General features: G+C 66.0%; 17 protein-coding genes. 4 read left to right on the top strand and 13 right to left on the bottom strand.

What is annotated here, in order from left to right:
* Nucleotides 1-641: 641 nt before the first annotated feature.
* Nucleotides 642-1,208 carry a TATA-box-binding protein gene (locus ACFQI8_RS12145; RefSeq protein ID WP_390245109.1) on the bottom strand — a complete coding sequence of 189 codons (567 nt, stop codon included), beginning with the start codon at nt 1,206-1,208 and terminating at the stop codon, nt 642-644.
* Between the two features lie 358 nt (nt 1,209-1,566).
* On the opposite strand from ACFQI8_RS12145, the gene tenA reads away from it, so the two are divergent.
* The 3 genes from tenA to ACFQI8_RS12160 all read left to right on the top strand — a co-directional run bounded on the left by tenA (nt 1,567) and on the right by ACFQI8_RS12160 (nt 4,585).
* Nucleotides 1,567-2,232 (top strand): thiaminase II, encoded by a 666-nt coding sequence (gene tenA, locus ACFQI8_RS12150; protein WP_390245111.1) that lies wholly within the window; start codon nt 1,567-1,569, stop codon nt 2,230-2,232.
* A gap of 74 nt (nt 2,233-2,306) precedes the next feature.
* Entirely contained in the window at nt 2,307-3,062 is a 756-nt protein-coding gene (locus ACFQI8_RS12155; protein ID WP_390245113.1) for a TenA family protein, read from the top strand.
* Entirely contained in the window at nt 3,056-4,585 is a 1,530-nt protein-coding gene (locus ACFQI8_RS12160; RefSeq protein WP_390245115.1) for a sodium:solute symporter family transporter, read from the top strand. The genes ACFQI8_RS12155 and ACFQI8_RS12160 overlap by 7 nt, the downstream gene beginning before the upstream one ends.
* Before the next feature lie 65 nt (nt 4,586-4,650).
* On the opposite strand, the gene ACFQI8_RS12165 is transcribed toward ACFQI8_RS12160, so the two are convergent.
* Complete coding sequence (locus tag ACFQI8_RS12165; protein WP_390245117.1) at nt 4,651-5,043, bottom strand: pyridoxamine 5'-phosphate oxidase family protein; 393 nt, start codon at nt 5,041-5,043, stop codon at nt 4,651-4,653.
* A 260-nt stretch (nt 5,044-5,303) separates the two neighbouring features.
* On the opposite strand from ACFQI8_RS12165, the gene ACFQI8_RS12170 reads away from it, so the two are divergent.
* Nucleotides 5,304-6,323 (top strand): lipid II:glycine glycyltransferase FemX, encoded by a 1,020-nt coding sequence (locus ACFQI8_RS12170; protein ID WP_390245119.1) that lies wholly within the window; start codon nt 5,304-5,306, stop codon nt 6,321-6,323.
* Between the two features lie 100 nt (nt 6,324-6,423).
* Here ACFQI8_RS12170 and ACFQI8_RS12175 read toward each other — a convergent pair whose 3' ends face one another.
* From ACFQI8_RS12175 to dsrO, 11 genes are all read right to left on the bottom strand, one after another.
* Complete coding sequence (locus tag ACFQI8_RS12175) at nt 6,424-6,564, bottom strand: hypothetical protein (RefSeq protein WP_390245121.1); 141 nt, start codon at nt 6,562-6,564, stop codon at nt 6,424-6,426.
* Nucleotides 6,565-6,588: 24 nt separating this feature from the next.
* A complete protein-coding gene (locus tag ACFQI8_RS12180; RefSeq protein WP_390245328.1) occupies nt 6,589-6,978 on the bottom strand; it encodes a type II toxin-antitoxin system death-on-curing family toxin in 390 nt (129 codons plus the stop codon).
* Between the two features lie 159 nt (nt 6,979-7,137).
* On the bottom strand, nt 7,138-8,148 hold the full coding sequence (locus tag ACFQI8_RS12185; protein WP_390245123.1) for an aldo/keto reductase: 1,011 nt from the start codon (nt 8,146-8,148) through the stop codon (nt 7,138-7,140).
* 112 nt (nt 8,149-8,260) lie between these two features.
* Complete coding sequence (locus ACFQI8_RS12190; protein ID WP_390245125.1) at nt 8,261-8,476, bottom strand: hypothetical protein; 216 nt, start codon at nt 8,474-8,476, stop codon at nt 8,261-8,263.
* A 202-nt stretch (nt 8,477-8,678) separates the two neighbouring features.
* Entirely contained in the window at nt 8,679-9,488 is an 810-nt protein-coding gene (locus ACFQI8_RS12195) for a molybdate ABC transporter permease subunit (RefSeq protein WP_390245127.1), read from the bottom strand.
* On the bottom strand, nt 9,469-10,386 hold the full coding sequence (locus ACFQI8_RS12200; protein ID WP_390245129.1) for an extracellular solute-binding protein: 918 nt from the start codon (nt 10,384-10,386) through the stop codon (nt 9,469-9,471). The genes ACFQI8_RS12195 and ACFQI8_RS12200 overlap by 20 nt, the downstream gene beginning before the upstream one ends.
* A complete protein-coding gene (gene mobA / locus ACFQI8_RS12205; RefSeq protein WP_390245131.1) occupies nt 10,383-11,141 on the bottom strand; it encodes a molybdenum cofactor guanylyltransferase in 759 nt (252 codons plus the stop codon). Before mobA ends, ACFQI8_RS12200 begins: the two co-directional genes overlap by 4 nt.
* A gap of 4 nt (nt 11,142-11,145) precedes the next feature.
* On the bottom strand, nt 11,146-11,619 hold the full coding sequence (locus tag ACFQI8_RS12210; RefSeq protein WP_390245133.1) for a molybdopterin-dependent oxidoreductase: 474 nt from the start codon (nt 11,617-11,619) through the stop codon (nt 11,146-11,148).
* Nucleotides 11,620-11,888: 269 nt separating this feature from the next.
* The gene (locus ACFQI8_RS12215) at nt 11,889-12,464 is read right to left on the bottom strand and encodes a TorD/DmsD family molecular chaperone (protein WP_390245135.1); all 576 of its coding nucleotides are present in this window, start codon (nt 12,462-12,464) and stop codon (nt 11,889-11,891) included.
* Nucleotides 12,461-13,774, bottom strand: coding sequence for an NrfD/PsrC family molybdoenzyme membrane anchor subunit (nrfD, locus tag ACFQI8_RS12220; protein ID WP_390245137.1), 1,314 nt, complete (start codon nt 13,772-13,774; stop codon nt 12,461-12,463). Before nrfD ends, ACFQI8_RS12215 begins: the two co-directional genes overlap by 4 nt.
* The gene (gene dsrO / locus ACFQI8_RS12225; RefSeq protein ID WP_390245139.1) at nt 13,774-14,595 is read right to left on the bottom strand and encodes a sulfate reduction electron transfer complex DsrMKJOP subunit DsrO; all 822 of its coding nucleotides are present in this window, start codon (nt 14,593-14,595) and stop codon (nt 13,774-13,776) included. Before dsrO ends, nrfD begins: the two co-directional genes overlap by 1 nt.
* Between the last annotated feature and the right edge of the window lie 2 nt (nt 14,596-14,597).

The raw sequence follows: 14,597 nt of genomic DNA on the forward strand, positions 1-14,597 counted from the left end.
CGCGTTTGTAACTCGGTCTCCGATAGACCCCCCTCGCGTTTGTAATCGAGCGGGGGGGAGTACCGTCGCGTTTGTAACGTCGACCGTCGGAAGCGACCGCGCAGACACACCACCCTCGCGAATGTAACGCGAATCGGTGTGGGGGTGGGTCGTCGAGCAGGAGCTTTCCCGGTTGTTTTTGCTCCTAGATTTACAAACGCGAGGGGGGTGTGTTGAATTCTCCTAGGGTCTGGCGTAGCCGTTACAAACGCGAGGGGGGTGTGTGTGGGTTCCCAAGTGCAGACGGACAAATCGTGAACAACACCCACTTCTCGAAGAACAGCGATGGCTTCGCGACGTACATCAAACGACGCGGTACTACTCTCCCGACTGACACACCAAACTCTCACTAGTAGCTAGACGACTAGTTCACTACTCAACATAACAATAAAACAACACAACAACAGCAAACAATACAATAACGTAACAACATTAATTCACACAGCAACACAACAACACAACAACACCAAACAGCACCAAACAGCACCAAACAACGAACCTGAGACCAATCTACCGGCTTCCGGTCCACCGCCTCCCGAGTCACGACAACACGTCAGCACGTCACCCCGTGTCTCAACGTCCACCGAATACCCGCCGAGCGCTCACCCGAGTAATCCGAGTTCGCGGACGTCCTCGTCGACGGTTTCGAGGGCCGCTTCAGCGTCGGCGACCCGCTTCGCCCCCGTAATCACGATTTTCCCGCTTCCGAACATGAGGACGACGACGCTCGGTTCGTCGAGACGATAGACGAGTCCGGGGAACTGCTCGGGTTCGTACTCGACGGCTTCGAGGCCGAGGCCGATAGCCAGCGCGTTCAGATTGAGCACCGCGCCGAGGTCGGCGCTCGACACGATGTTTTGAACCGTGATATCCGACTCGTCGGGAGTCGGAACCCCGAGGTCGATGAACTCGCCGAACAGCGTTTCGATGGCCGTGCTCACGTCGTCCACGCTGTCCGCGCCGGTACAGACGATTTTCCCAGACCGGAAGACGAGACACGCCGACTTCGGGTCACGGGTTCGATATACGAGTCCGGGGAAGTTCTCGGGGTCGTAGTCGGTCCCGTCCATATCGAGTGAGAGTCGTTCGAGGTCGAGTTCGACCGGGACTTCCGTCGAAGCGACGACGTTCTGAATCTCGATGGACCCGACAGCGTTCACGTGCGACATATTGTGAACTCGTTGACACTCGTCTGTCTTAAACTACTGGGGTCGTTTACCCGCGTTAACCACCGGACAACTGGGAAACCGGGCGACTACCGGCCGTCGGTTTGACTACTGACTAACCACTCACCCGCCAGACGGCCAACTCCTATTCGGTTTGCGTCCAGTGGACGGAAACATTCGGGACTAGCGTCGGCAAACAGTCGAAACTGGGCAACGACCCAGACTTGACGACAGTCGAAACAGGCGGCGAACCCGCCGACTACCCCCGATACGATAGCCCGAGACACCCGCTATCTCGTTCGACAACCAATGAATACCATCCCTTCATAATCTTTTTCAGCGTCTTCTCCGATTACTCGCTATGGCGTTCACAGACACGATTCACGGCGAGGCCGACGAGTTCTGGTCGGCCATCCTCGACCATCCGATGGTCGCCCGACTCGGGGAGGGGAGCCTCGACGAGGAGCCGTTCCGCTACTGGGTACGGCAGGACTACGTCTACCTCGTCGAGTACAGTCGCCTCTTCGCGCTCGGTGCCGCGAAGGCCCCGACGCTCGACTCGATGGGGACGTTCGCGAGTCTCCTCGAATCGACCGTCAACGAGGAGATGGACCTCCACCGGAGCTACGCCGCCGAGTTCGGCATCGACATCGCTGACCTCGAGGCGACGACGCCGTCGCCGACGACCCGCGCCTATACTGACTTCCTCGTTCGCACCGCGACCCTCGGCTCGTTCGGCGACATCGTCGCCGCCCTCCTTCCCTGTATGTGGGGGTTCAACGAGACGGCACGCCGACTCGCCGACGAGGGAGTTCCGGACCACGACCAGTACGCCGCGTGGGTCGAGATGTACGCCGGCGACGAGTTCACCGAACTCACCGACTGGTGTAAGTCGCTCATGGACGACGTGGCCGCGAGCGCCACTGAGTCGGACCGCGAGCGCTACCGGGACCTGTTCCGCACGTCGGCACAGTACGAGTACCTGTTTTGGGACGCCGCGTGGCGGCGAGAGGAGTGGCCGCTATGACCGGCGCGGATTCGGCCGAATCCACTAGTTCGGCAGATTCGGCCGATTCGAACGGTTCGTCCGATTCGCCCGACATGGACCCGTCGGCCCCCGAAACGTACGACGAGTTCGCCGCGCCGCGGTCGGACCCGCGCTTTACCGACTGGCTCCGCGAGCGCGCGGGCGACTCGTGGAACCATGCGACCGCTCACCGATTGACGCGGGAACTCGCCGCCGACGAACTCGCAGACGACGTGTTCAGGCAGTATCTCGTGCAGGACTACGCCTTCGTGGAGACGCTCGTTGGCGTCTTCGGTCACGCCGTCGGCACCGCGCCGACCATGGAGTCCAAGTCGGAACTCGTCTCGTTCCTCGGCGTCCTGACCGACGACGAGGACGACTACTTCCTGCGGGCGTTCGACGCGCTCGACGTGCCCGAGTCCGTCTACTCGGACCCGAAGACGACGCCGGCGACGCGCGCCTTTATAGACCTCCTCGAACGCGCCGCGGGGCAGGGCGGGTACGCGGAGGCGCTGGCGGTGCTCGTCCCCGCCGAGTGGGTCTACCTGTCGTGGGCGACCGACGCGGCCGATGCCAGTGGTTCCCCCAACGAATCGCCCTCGCGGTTCTACCTCTCCGAGTGGATCGACCTCCACGCAGTCGACGACTTCGCGGCGTTCGTCGAGTGGCTCCGGACCGAACTCGACCGCGAGGGCGCGGCCGCCTCACCGCGTCGGCAACGACGGCTCGAACAGCTGTTCCGCCGCACGGTCGAACTGGAGGTCGCGTTCTTCGACGAGGCGTACGAACTGGGTCGAGGTTCTTCCCAACCGGGTGACGGCCGATGGTGAGTTCGACGGTCGCCCTCGGGCTGACCGTCGCGACGCTCGTCGCGTTTACGGGCGTCGGCGTGTGGTTCTCCCGGGGTCGCGTCGGCTCCGTCGAGGACCTCATTAGCGCCCGCGACTCCACGGGAAGTCGGCGAACGACGGCGACGCTCGTCGCGTCCGTCATGGGCGTTTGGGTGCTGTTTTCGGCCCCCGAAGCGGGCGCGAGTTTCGGTATCGCGGCCGTCGTCGGCTACGCGGTCGGCGAGGCCGTCCCGATGCTCGTCTACGCCCGCCTCGGCCCGCGAATCCGGGAACTCATCCCCGAGGGCCACTCGCTGACCGAGTACGCCCACGCCCGCTACGGGACCGCGATGTACGCCTTCGTCCTCCTCGTGAGCGCGCTCTACATGTTCATCTTCCTCGCCGCCGAACTGACCGGCATCGCGGGCGCGCTCTCGCTCGTCGCGGGCGTCCCGCAGTGGCAGACCGCGCTCCTCGTCGGCGGCTTCGTCCTGCTGTACACGGGTTACGGCGGCCTCCGAGCCAGCATCGCGACCGACGCGGTCCAAGCAGTCGTCGTCATTCCGCTCCTCTTGCTCGCGTTCGTTGGCGCGCTCGTCGCGCTCGGCGGTCCCGCCGCCGCCATCGATGGTATCACGGCCACGAATCCCGGACTTCTCGACCTCGGCGCGGTCGCCGGTCTCCAGTTCGGTCTCGCGCTCGCGTTCGCCATCCTCGGCGCGGAACTCATCAACCAAACGTGGTGGCAACGCATCTACGCGGCCGACTCCTCGGAGACGGTCGGACGGAGCTTTCGGACCGCGGCGCTCGCCAACGGAGCCATCGTGTTCGTCACCGCCTTCTTCGGCGTCGTCGCGGTCGGCAACGCCGCCGTGGTCACCGACCCCGCGAGCGCGGGCTACAACGCCGACGCCGCCTTCTTCGTCCTCCTCGGCGAGGCGTTCCCCGAGTGGCTCGTCCTCGCGGCGGTCCTCCTCGCGCTCCTGCTCGTGATGAGCTCCATCGACACGCTGTTCAACGCGCTTTCGAGTCTCGTGACCGCGGACCTCGCCCGCCTGCTCGCGGAGCCGAGCGACCGCCGCCTCGCGCTCGGGTCGAGAGCGCTCACCGTTGCGGTCGCGATTGCCGCGATTTACGTCAGCCTCCGGGCCCAGAGCGTTCTCCGGCTGTTTTTCTTCGCCGACCTGCTCGGTGCGGCCGTCGCTTTCCCGCTCGTCTACGGGCTGTACTCGACGCGAATCACCGGTCTCGGCGCGCTCGTGAGCAGTCTCACCGGGCTCGCCGTCGGCCTCGCGTTCTTCCCCGACCTCCGCGGCGTCATCACGTCGATTCCGGTCGTCGGCGGCCTGCTCCCCGCGGCCGACCCGCTGTATCTCACTTCCTTCGGCGGGGCGTTCGTGGTGTCGACGACCGCATCGCTCGTCGCCGCCCGACTCGCGGACGCCGAGTTCGACCTCGGTCGACTCTCGCGGGAGATTCGGCGGTTCGACGACGGCCGAACCGACGCGCCATCGTCCGACTGACGCGAGGTCCTGACTGTTTGCCTCGGCATTCCGACTGCCCGCTTCAGCATCTCGACTGTCCCGCCTCAGTACTCGCTGACCGTCGCGGTCCCCACCGAGATTCGGACGAGTTCGTTTTCGGGCCACGCGGATTCTTCGGCCCCGTACTTCCGGTTGATTCGCCGGGTCGCATCCTGCCGGGCGTCCTCGTCGGTGACGACGGTGGCCGTCCCGAGAACCGTCACTTTCCACTGTGCCTGTCCCCGCTCGTCTTTCTGAATGGAGAGCGCGACGCGCGGGTTCTCGCGGATGTTTTCGAGCTTTCGACCCGAAGTGAGTACCTCGATTACCCCGCGGTCGGCCGCGTAGTCGAACCAGACGGGGGCGACGTGAGGGCGGTCGTCGACGCTGGTCGCGAGGTGCGCCATGAGCGGTTCGCTCGTGACGAGCGCCGCGGCGCGTTCGGAGAGGCCGGTCATGGTTAGATATGGCTCTCTCGGGGTAAAACGGTGGCTCCGACCCAGATTTACAAACGCGAGGGTAGTCCCCGCTCCGACGGTTTCCTCCCGGCCCGCCGACTCTCGACTCGTGAACGCTCGCGCCCTCTTCGAATTCTTATCAGAAATATTCCATTAACGCCCGCCGTGACGCGGTTGTGACGCGTTCAAATCGGGTGCAATCACCCGTATAATGGGTGCATAACAAAGCGGTCAGACGCGACAGTTCAGGCACCCCACTCATGAGTATCGAGGTTCGGCGGGCGACTGGAGACGACGTCCACGGCTGGGACGCGTTCGTCGAACAGTCACCGCACGGAAACGCGTTCCATCAGTACGACGCGCTGGAGATTCAGGCGGCGCACGCCGGCGCGGAGTTGGTTCCGCTCGTCGGTCGCAAAGGCGAGGAAGTCGTCGGGCTGTTCCCGCTGTTTCGCATCAACAAAGGACCGATAGCGACGGTGTTCTCACCGCCGCCGGAGCTTCGAGTCGCGTACCTCGGTCCGGTCCTCTTGAACATGGACCACATGAAACAGCGAAAGCGCGAGGGCCGACACCACGAGTTCATCGACGACTGCCTCGACTGGGTCCGCGAGGAGATTCGACCGCGCTACACTCACATTCGCCTCGACGGTCGGTACGACGACCTCAGAGCCTTCTCGTGGAACGATTACGCGATAACCCCGCAGTACACCTACCACGTCGACCTCTCGCCCGGCGTCGACGACGTGTTCATGAGCTTCAGTAGCGACGCCCGGTCGAACATCCGGAACGCGCCCGACGACGCGTACACCATCGAGGAGGGCGGCCCCGAAGACATCGAGCAAATCGTCGAACAGGTCGCCTCGCGCTACGAGGCGCAGGGCATCTCGTATCGGTCGACCCCGACGTTCGTCACGGACCTCTACGCCACTCTCCCCGAGGGACAGATTCGACCCTACGTCCTCCGAACTGACGGTGAGTTCGTCGGGGGAATTCTCGTCATCGACTACAAGGAGACGGTCTCGCGGTGGCAGGGCGGCGTGCGGACCGACGTGGAGACGGACCTCGCCGTCAACGACCTGCTCGACTGGCGCATCATGCGCGACGCGATGGACCGCGGGCGGACGACCTACGACCTCGTCGGCGCGAACAACCGCCGAATCAACCGATACAAGGCGAAGTTCAACCCCGAACTCCACCCCTTCTACAGCCTCGAACGGAACGCGGCGGGGATGAAGACGCTCGCGCACCTCTACAAGACGATTCGCGAGGGCGTGTAACGGAGTACGGTCCGCCCCGAATTCCTTCCGGATATTGACTCAAGAATTCCCAGAAATCCTACTAGTCACCCAACCCGGCGGTCACACGGGAACCCCGTGTTCACTCGTGTTGGAGTGCGTCGTACACGTCCCGGTGTTCGTCGCGGTCGGCCTTCGCGACGCGGAGAACGAGTTCTCGCCGGATGTCTTCCATCACCCTGTCGAGTTCGGATTGGTTGTTCGCGCCGTCTTTCGTCGCCATACGCCTCCTGTGTCTTCCGTAGAGTTATTGGTTCGGGTCTGATGTGTCGTCGGCCAACTGCTCGAGTTCGTGCCGAACGAGTCCGTTTCGCCACTGTTCGATCACGCCATCGAGGTCGACTTCTTTGGTGTGTGTTCGGAGATAATCGACAACGTCGTCTTCGTCCGTGGCGGCTTCATCGGTTCCGAACTGCTTGAGAATCTCTCTGACTTCGTGGCCGTACTCCAATCGATACCCATTGAGCAGGTAGAAGACGACCGTCGTGTTCAGCGCGGTTCGTTTATTTCCGTCGACGAATGGATGGTTGGCGACGAGGAGTCGGAGTAGATGGTGCGCTTTCTCGTGTATGGTCTCCGGTGTCTCCGGTGCTTCGCCGAAGCTTCCCGTTTCGATATACTCCAGCGCGAACTCGATATCCCCTCGCTCTGAACCCCGCGGGTCGTCTCCGCATACTCTGAAACGATGTCATCGTGTATCTCGACGACATCGTCGACGGTCGGGTACCAGAGTGGGCGACTCATTGAACGCTGTGTTCTCCCGGAGGCCGTATCACCGTTTCCTTCGACGCTGAAGTTAGAGCCCCGCGTAGGGGTCGGGTTTCGCCTCGGTCAGGCGGTCGACCTGCTCGTCCGTGAAGTCGATAGTCGCGGCTTCGAGGTTCTCGGTCAGTTGTTCGACCGTGCGCGCGCCGACGATGGGGGCCGTGACCCCGTCGCGATGCATGAGCCACGCGAGCGCCGTCTGAGCGGGCGTCGCGTCGACCTCCTCGGCGACGGCGTCGAGTTCGTCGTGCACGTCGAAGTTCTCCGCCGTCAGATACGACTCCTCGAACCGGCTGGACTCCGCGGCGCGGGACTCGCCGGTGAGGCCGTCCTCGCGGGTGTACTTCCCGGTGAGGAAACCCTGTCCGAGCGGGCTCCACGGACAGACCGCGATGCCGTACGAGCGGGTCATCTCCAAGTAGTCTCCCTCGATTTCGCGGTCGACGAGGTTGTATCGCGGCTGTGCGACGGTGAACGGCTCCCAGCCCTCAGCGCGGGCGATTTCGTTCGCCTTCGCTACCTTCCACGCGTTCGGTCGGAGCGTCGACGCCCCGAGGTAGTGGACTTTCCCGTCTTCGACGAGGCCGTTGAGCGTTTTCATCATCTCACGCGTGGGCGTCTCGTCGTCCCAGCGGTGGATGTAGAGGACGTCCACGTAGTCGGTGTCGAGGCGGTCGAGCAGGGCGTCGATGCGGTGGCGGACGTTTTTCCGGTTCGTCCCGCGGCTGTTCGGGTCGCCGCTTCGAATCTGCCAGTAGATTTTGGACGCGATGGTGAACCGCTCTCGGTCTCGGTCTTCGAGCCAGTCGCCGATCCAGCGCTCGCTCGCGCCGCCGCCGTACACGTCGGCGGTGTCGATGAAGCGCCCGCCGGCCGCCTCGTAGGCGTCGAGGAGTTCGTGCGCGCGCTCCTCGCCGATTTCGACGTTCCCCTGTTCGGTCTCCTTGCCGAACCGCCACGTCCCGAACTGGAGCTCGCTCGTCTGGAGGCCCGTCTCTCCGAACGGCACGAAGTCCAAGTCGATGTCTTCGAGTGTCGTCATGCTCGCGCAAATACGCCGAATCGACGCAAAAACGTTGGGTAGCCGGAAGTGAGTCGGGGTGAGTTGCCCCGCGTTCCGCCGTCGGGTCCCGGTCAGGCCGGCGCGACAGCCTTCACGTCACGTACACGTCGCCTTCGACTTCGTAGAGATACCCCTTGTTCAGGAGTTCGTCGACGGCCTCGGGGTCTTCGCCCGCCGAGCACACCCGGCGGCGCGCGTCGGTCACGGGCATTCCGGCGTCGCGGTCGGCGACGAGGGGCCGAAGGTGCTCGAACGCTCGCGTCGCGCGAGGAGAAAGCGGTGTGTGTCCACCCTGTTTCGATGTCATCGAGTCCTCTATTCGCGACCACGGAACGCTCCGTAAAGAAGGTAGGTGCCGATTCGGCTGTCGGGACCGAGCTACTCTCGTCGCCCGACGTCTCCTCGAGCTGGTCGATGTCTACCGGTTCCGTCCGCCCTCACTTCCACGGGTTCGTCCGCCCTCACTTCCACGGGTTCGTCCGCCCTCACTTCCACGGGTTCGTCCGCCCTCACTTCCACGGGTTCGTCCCCAGCGCGTGGACCAGCAGAATCGCCCCGACGGCGATGCCGACGAGGACGAGCGCGACGGGGAACGCGGCGTCGAGGCCGGTCGAGAGGTACGACACCCAGATTTGCACCGGGAGCGTCCGCGGGTAGTACGCCAACATGAGCGTCGCGCCGAACTCGCCCATCGCCCGCGCGAACGTCAGGGTCACGCCGGCGAGGATGCCCTGTTTCGCCAGCGGGAGCGTCACGCGCCGGACGCTCCCGATTCGGTCCTCGCCGAGCGAGCGGGCCGCGGCTTCGAGTTGCCTGTCCACGCCGTCGAAGGCCGTCTTCGCGGTCACGACCAGAAACGGCGAGGCGACGTAGGTCTGCGCGAGGACGACGCCGACCAGCGAGCGCGTGAGCGGGACGCTCGTCAGTTGACCGAGTCCCGCGGGGCCGACGAGTCTGAGGAGTAACATCCCGCTGACGACCGGCGGGAGCACGAGCGGGAGCATCACCAGCGCCAGAATCACGTCCCGGCCGCGGAACGACGTGCGCGAGAGCCAGTAGGCCAGCGGGACGCCGAAGGCGACGGCGACCAGCGTGCTGAGCGTCGCCGCGACGACGGAGTTGGTGGCGGCCGTCAGAACGATCTCGCTCGTCACGTCGGCGGCCAGCGACGCCGGCGACTGCGCGAGGACGAGCGCGCCGATGGGAAGCAGGTAGTAGAGGAGGAGCATCCCGGCGAGAAGTAGCGTCAGGCCTCGCCACGTCTCGGGCAGGAGTCGCGTGACGCCGCGTTCGCGGCGATTAGGCTGTCGGTGGGACATCTCCGAAGTAGTGTGGGTGGCTCTCGCGAACGGTGAATCCTGAGGGTTCGAGGAGGTCGCCGGCGGTCCCGACGAGCGCCTCGAACACCGACTCCGCCGCCGCCGTGTCGGTGCGGCGCGTCGCGGCGTACCGAATCGGGCCGCCGCGGACGGTGACGCCGTCCGGGAGCGTGTAGGAAGCCGTCTCGTACGCAGACGCGTGCTCGGGGTCGCTCAGGTTGATTGCGGCCGGGAGTTCGAGGTACGGGTAGTCGCGCTCGACGGCCATGCTCCGGTAGACGAACGCCGCGTCGACGCCGCCGGCGTCGAACTGCGCGAGCAGTTGCGTCTCGGGGTAAATCTGGTCGCGGCGGAGTAGGTCGTCTGTGAGCGCCCGCCGGTCGTAGTAGTCGGCCGCGAGCGCGAGCGCGAACCGCGTCCGGTAGCCCAGCGGGTCGAGGTCGGGGTCGGTTCGGCCGAGACTGACCGCGTCGTCGAGGAGGGCGTCGGGCCACGACGTGGCGTCGGCGACCCGCGTTCCGCCGTCGGTCTGGGGGTTGTGCGCGAGTACGAGCGCGTTGTTGGCGAACGTGGCGTACCACGGGACCGAAAGCGGCGCGTCGAACAGCGTCGGGTCCGCGAGCGCGACGATGTCTGGGTCGCGTTGACCGTCGGCGACCATCCGGGCAACGCGCGCTGAGCCGTGGGCCTCGACCTCGACGCGGGTTCCGTCCGGCGGTTCGAACTCGGTGGTGAGCGCCCGCTGGAGGCTTCCGGCGGCGAGAATCGACACGGTCGGTGTCGACCCCGCCCGACCGAGACAGCCCGCTGTCGCGGTGAGACCGCCCGCCGCGACCCCGGCGACGGACGCGAGGAACGCCCGCCTGCTCGACCGGCCCGCGGACGCGTCGAGGTTCATCGCCGCACCTCGCACCCGGCGGCGACCCGCGCCAACTCGGTGCGCGTGTTCACGTTCGTCACCGACCGGTCGACGCTCTCGGGAAGCGAGTCGAACCCCACGTATTCAACGCCATCGAGTCGGTCCAAAAGCGCCCGGAGGCCGTCGTCGGGAGCGAGTTCGGAGACGTTGTTTCGGACCGCGGCACGACGGTACAGGGCGTGAAGCGGTTCGTGGCCGCGCTCTGAGACGGGGACGACGGCCGGCGGTTTGAGACGGCCGCGGTCGTCTTTCGCGGAGACGGAGCGACCGTGTTCGCCGTCTCCGCGGTCGCCGTCTCGGTGGGTGGCGCGCCCGAACAGCGCGGCCACCGCGTGCGGTTCGAGAAGCGGCATGTCACAGCCGGCGACGAACAGCCACGGGGTCGCGGCCGTCTCGGCGGCCGCGGCGACGCCGGCGAGCGGCCCCGACAGACTCGGGTCGTCGCGGACGAACCGCACGTCCCACGTCGCAGGCAGGGCCGCGGCGAGGCGCTCGCGCTGGTCTGCGGTTCGAACCGCAACTATCGGCGAGCGCCCGGTCACGGTCCGGAGCGTCCCGACGGCGCGCCGAATCAGCGGCTCCCCGTCGAGCGTCGCGAGGGCCTTGTGTCCGGGTCCGAAACGGGTGCTCTCGCCGCCGGCGAGGACGACGGCCGTGGCGTCCGGCGCGGTCCGTGGACTCGGCGCTGTTGGCGCGTCCGTCCGGCTCGGTCGGTTCTGTCTCTCTCGCGTCATCTGCTCAGGGCTTCTTGAAGATGTCTTCGAGCGATTCGGGGTCGGTGGCGGGGTCGAGCGCGCGCGCCTCGACGGCGCGGACGCCTTTCACCGTCCGCGACCCGTCGACGTCGGGCGCGATAAAGCGCGTCTCGTAGTCGTGTTCCTCGCCGATGGGCGTCCCATCGCGGGCGTAGGCGACGACGGCGTCGAACGCGGCGTACACGTCGATGCAGACCCGATAGCCGTCGTCGCTCTCGACGACGAGGTGCGTCGTCTCGTCGTCGAGGCCGGCGTCGGCAAAGAGGTCGAGGACCGGAGCCCCGGTCCACGTCGCGGTGTGTCGCGTCCCCGACGCGCACGCGACCGTCACCGTTCGGTCCTCGGCGGGCAACCCGCGTAGCTCCGGCCCGGACAACGAGACCCTGCTGTCGCCGCGGACGAGAATCGGTTCGGAGAGGGGGGTCGCCGGTCGCGGCCGGTCGTGGTGTGCGTGCATGCGTACTCACTAGTTTGATATCGGTTGACTCTAACGGTGTATGTAACCGCTGATAATTAAGGCTTTTAAAAAGGAGCCGGAGGAACTGGGTCTGCGGCGTGGTGGGTAATCCGATAGTGGTTCGACGGTGATTCGACGGTGGTTCGACGGTGGTTCGACGGTGGTTCGACGGTGGTTCGACGGTGGTTCGATGGTGGTTCGACGGGGTTCGACGGTGGTTCGATGGTGGTTCGATGGTGGTCGGTCCGACGGGCCGGTTCAGCCGTGTATCAGTCGGCGACCACCTCCCGCGTCGTCCGGGCGAGCGCCGCGTAGAACGGCGACCGCGTCTCGGCTTCGACCCGGTCACAGAGGTCGCCGACCCACCGCGTGAGGTGTTCGTCGCGGAACTGGTCGAGTCGGTCGTCGAGGCCGTGTTCGCCGAGGTACGCGCAGAACTCCAGTTCCGTCGCCACGTGGTCCGGCAGGTCGCGCTGTTCGGGTCGGTGCTCGACGCCGAACGCCCGGTACCAGCGCTCGACGGCCGTCGTCGCCGGTCCCAGTACCTCGCCGAACTCGTCGTCGTCCTCCCTGTCGCGGTAGACGCTCTCGTAGGGCGGACACGGCGGGCCGGCCGGGCCGATGAACAGTCGGGCGTACTCGCTCCGAAGTCCGTGGAGTTCGAGCGACTCCAGCGGCCCGAACAGCGCCGACAGTTCGCCGTCGTTTGCGACTTCGACCAGCCGCTCGGTCGGTTCGCGCCAGCAGGCCGCGAGGACCGCGTACGTCGCTGTCCGGGCCGACTCGAAGGCGTCGTCGGTCGCGTCGTTCTCCTCGCTTGGGGTTCGCGCGGCGGGTTCGCTCATCGGTCTTCCCCCCGCGTCTCGCCGCCGTCGGTCGCCATCGCGGTCGATTCGCTTTCGGCTTGAATCGGGACGTACCGAAGCCCGAAAGTGACGATGAGCGCGCCGATGGCGATGACGCCCGCGGTGACAGCAATCTCGACGACCGTGGGAGTGTACGACCCAGCGGTCGCCCAGATGTCGGTCGTCACCCCGGCGTACTCGCCGCCGACGGAGATGCCGGGCGCGGCGTCGATGTTGGCCGCGTCGTAGCCCGTGAAGACCAGTCGGACCCCCTCGAACGTCGTCCCGAACACCGCGAGGGCGCTGGCAGTGAAGATGACCGACACGCGCTCGCGGAACGACGGGAGCGCGAGCATCACCAGCGGGACCGCCCCGCCGACGACCGTCCAGAGCCAGAAGTACGCCGACTCGCCGATGAGGAAGCTCCCGGTGATGGCCCAGAACCCGAAGTGGTCGGCCCACGCGTGCGGGAGGCGTTCGGCGGCGAGCAGGTAGACGACGTGGAACGCGAGGAAGATGCCGAGCACCTTCCCGAGACTCGTCAGTTCCTCGCGGTCGACGCTGAAGCGGGTGAACCGCGAGACGAGGACGGAGACGACCAACAGCAGGCCGAGGCCGGAGACGAGCGCCTTGGCGATGAACACCGGCGCGACGAGCGGGCTGAACCAGTCGCCGCGGCCGATTTGCGTCGCGAAAATCCACCCGGTGACCGAGTGGAGCGCGACCGCGGTCGGCAGTGCGACGGCGGCGGTCCAGAACATGAGCGTCCGGTCGCGCTCGCGGCCGGCCTCGGTGTCCTCGACGCCGAGCGCCAGCGGCGACCCGCGGGCCGCGAGGTCGCGGCGGGTCAGGAGCCAGAGGTACCAGAGGTTCAGCGCGCCGTAGAGGATGACGATGCCGAAGTCCCACACCATCGGCGACCGAAAGTCCGGCGAGGTGAAAAACTGGTAGAGGCGCTCGGGCCGACCGATGTCGGGCAGGATGAGTAGCCCAGCCACGGTGATGCACGCGAGGCTCACCAGCACCCCGAGGCGGGCGAAGCCCTCGTAGCGGTGCGAGTGGAAGAACTTCGGTGCGCTGGAGATGATGAGCCCGCCGGCCGACAGCCCGACGAACAGGACGAACATCATGATGTACAGCCCCCACGAGAACACGTTGCGCATCCCCGTGACGACGAGACCGGTGGTGAGCTGGTAGGCCCACGCCGCGAGGCCGACGACGACGAGCGCGGCGAGAAAGCCCACCCAGAGCTTCCCGGCGCTCCCGAACTCGGGGACGACGAACCGCGAGGAGGCGGTCTCTCTCGACATCAGTCGTCACCCCCCTCGAACGCGGGGACGTGCGGAACCGCGTCGTTCGACAGCGAGCCGTGTGACCCGCCGCCGCCGCTTCCGCCGCTTTCCTCGACCGGACCGTTGTCCTTCGGCTCCGACCAGACGGACACGTCGTCGAGTTCGCTCTCCATCTTGTCGGAGGTCTGCGGGCGACCCGGACTCATCTCGCCGCGGATGTAGTACGTCTTCGGGTCGGTGCCGCGGTCTTCGAGCAGTTGCGTCGTCTGGTACTTCCTGATGTACTTCGAGACGGTGCTTTCCTCGTTGTCGAGGTCGCCGAAGATGCGGGCATCCGCCGGGCAGTTCACGACGCAGGCGGGGTCGAGGCCCTCCTCGACGCGGTGGGAACAGAACGTACACTTCTCGACGACCCCCTGCGGGCGGGCCGGCACGTCGCCGGTCCCGTCTTCGGGGACCGTCTGCGGTTCGTCCCAGTTGAACACGCGGGCGTTGTACGGGCAGGCGGCCATGCAGTAGCGACAGCCGATACACTTGTCGTAGTCGATTTCGACGATGCCGTCCTCGCGGGTGTAGGTCGCGTTGACCGGACACACCTTCACGCACGGCGCGTTGTCGCAGTGCTGGCAGGCCGTCGGCTGGTAGGACATCTCCAGCGTGCCGTCCTCGCCGTTCTCCGGGTACCTCCCGGCCGGCGTGTCCATCTTGTCGCCGCCCTCGGTGAGCACGCGGTTCCAGTACTGGCCGAGGCCGACGTTGTTCTCCTGTTTACACGTCACGGCACAGGCGTGACAGCCGATACACCGCTCCTGGTCGATTACTAAGCCGTAGTTGGTCATGG

Origin of the sequence: Haloferax chudinovii (assembly GCF_042663345.1) — an archaeon.
GTDB lineage: Archaea > Halobacteriota > Halobacteria > Halobacteriales > Haloferacaceae > Haloferax > Haloferax chudinovii.

What these genes read in the sequence shown, in the direction of transcription:
- nrfD (WP_390245137.1), bottom strand. Translation starts at nt 13,774, where the DNA reads ATGTCGAGAGAGACCGCCTCCTCGCGGTTCGTCGTCCCCGAGTTCGGG.
- dsrO (WP_390245139.1), bottom strand. Translation starts at nt 14,595, where the DNA reads ATGACCAACTACGGCTTAGTAATCGACCAGGAGCGGTGTATCGGCTGT.
- tenA (WP_390245111.1), top strand. Translation starts at nt 1,567, where the DNA reads ATGGCGTTCACAGACACGATTCACGGCGAGGCCGACGAGTTCTGGTCG.
- ACFQI8_RS12215 (WP_390245135.1), bottom strand. Translation starts at nt 12,464, where the DNA reads ATGAGCGAACCCGCCGCGCGAACCCCAAGCGAGGAGAACGACGCGACC.
- ACFQI8_RS12155 (WP_390245113.1), top strand. Translation starts at nt 2,307, where the DNA reads ATGGACCCGTCGGCCCCCGAAACGTACGACGAGTTCGCCGCGCCGCGG.
- ACFQI8_RS12175 (WP_390245121.1), bottom strand. Translation starts at nt 6,564, where the DNA reads ATGGCGACGAAAGACGGCGCGAACAACCAATCCGAACTCGACAGGGTG.
- ACFQI8_RS12195 (WP_390245127.1), bottom strand. Translation starts at nt 9,488, where the DNA reads ATGTCCCACCGACAGCCTAATCGCCGCGAACGCGGCGTCACGCGACTC.
- ACFQI8_RS12160 (WP_390245115.1), top strand. Translation starts at nt 3,056, where the DNA reads ATGGTGAGTTCGACGGTCGCCCTCGGGCTGACCGTCGCGACGCTCGTC.
- ACFQI8_RS12185 (WP_390245123.1), bottom strand. Translation starts at nt 8,148, where the DNA reads ATGACGACACTCGAAGACATCGACTTGGACTTCGTGCCGTTCGGAGAG.
- ACFQI8_RS12200 (WP_390245129.1), bottom strand. Translation starts at nt 10,386, where the DNA reads ATGAACCTCGACGCGTCCGCGGGCCGGTCGAGCAGGCGGGCGTTCCTC.
- ACFQI8_RS12145 (WP_390245109.1), bottom strand. Translation starts at nt 1,208, where the DNA reads ATGTCGCACGTGAACGCTGTCGGGTCCATCGAGATTCAGAACGTCGTC.
- mobA (WP_390245131.1), bottom strand. Translation starts at nt 11,141, where the DNA reads ATGACGCGAGAGAGACAGAACCGACCGAGCCGGACGGACGCGCCAACA.
- ACFQI8_RS12170 (WP_390245119.1), top strand. Translation starts at nt 5,304, where the DNA reads ATGAGTATCGAGGTTCGGCGGGCGACTGGAGACGACGTCCACGGCTGG.
- ACFQI8_RS12210 (WP_390245133.1), bottom strand. Translation starts at nt 11,619, where the DNA reads ATGCACGCACACCACGACCGGCCGCGACCGGCGACCCCCCTCTCCGAA.
- ACFQI8_RS12190 (WP_390245125.1), bottom strand. Translation starts at nt 8,476, where the DNA reads ATGACATCGAAACAGGGTGGACACACACCGCTTTCTCCTCGCGCGACG.
- ACFQI8_RS12165 (WP_390245117.1), bottom strand. Translation starts at nt 5,043, where the DNA reads ATGACCGGCCTCTCCGAACGCGCCGCGGCGCTCGTCACGAGCGAACCG.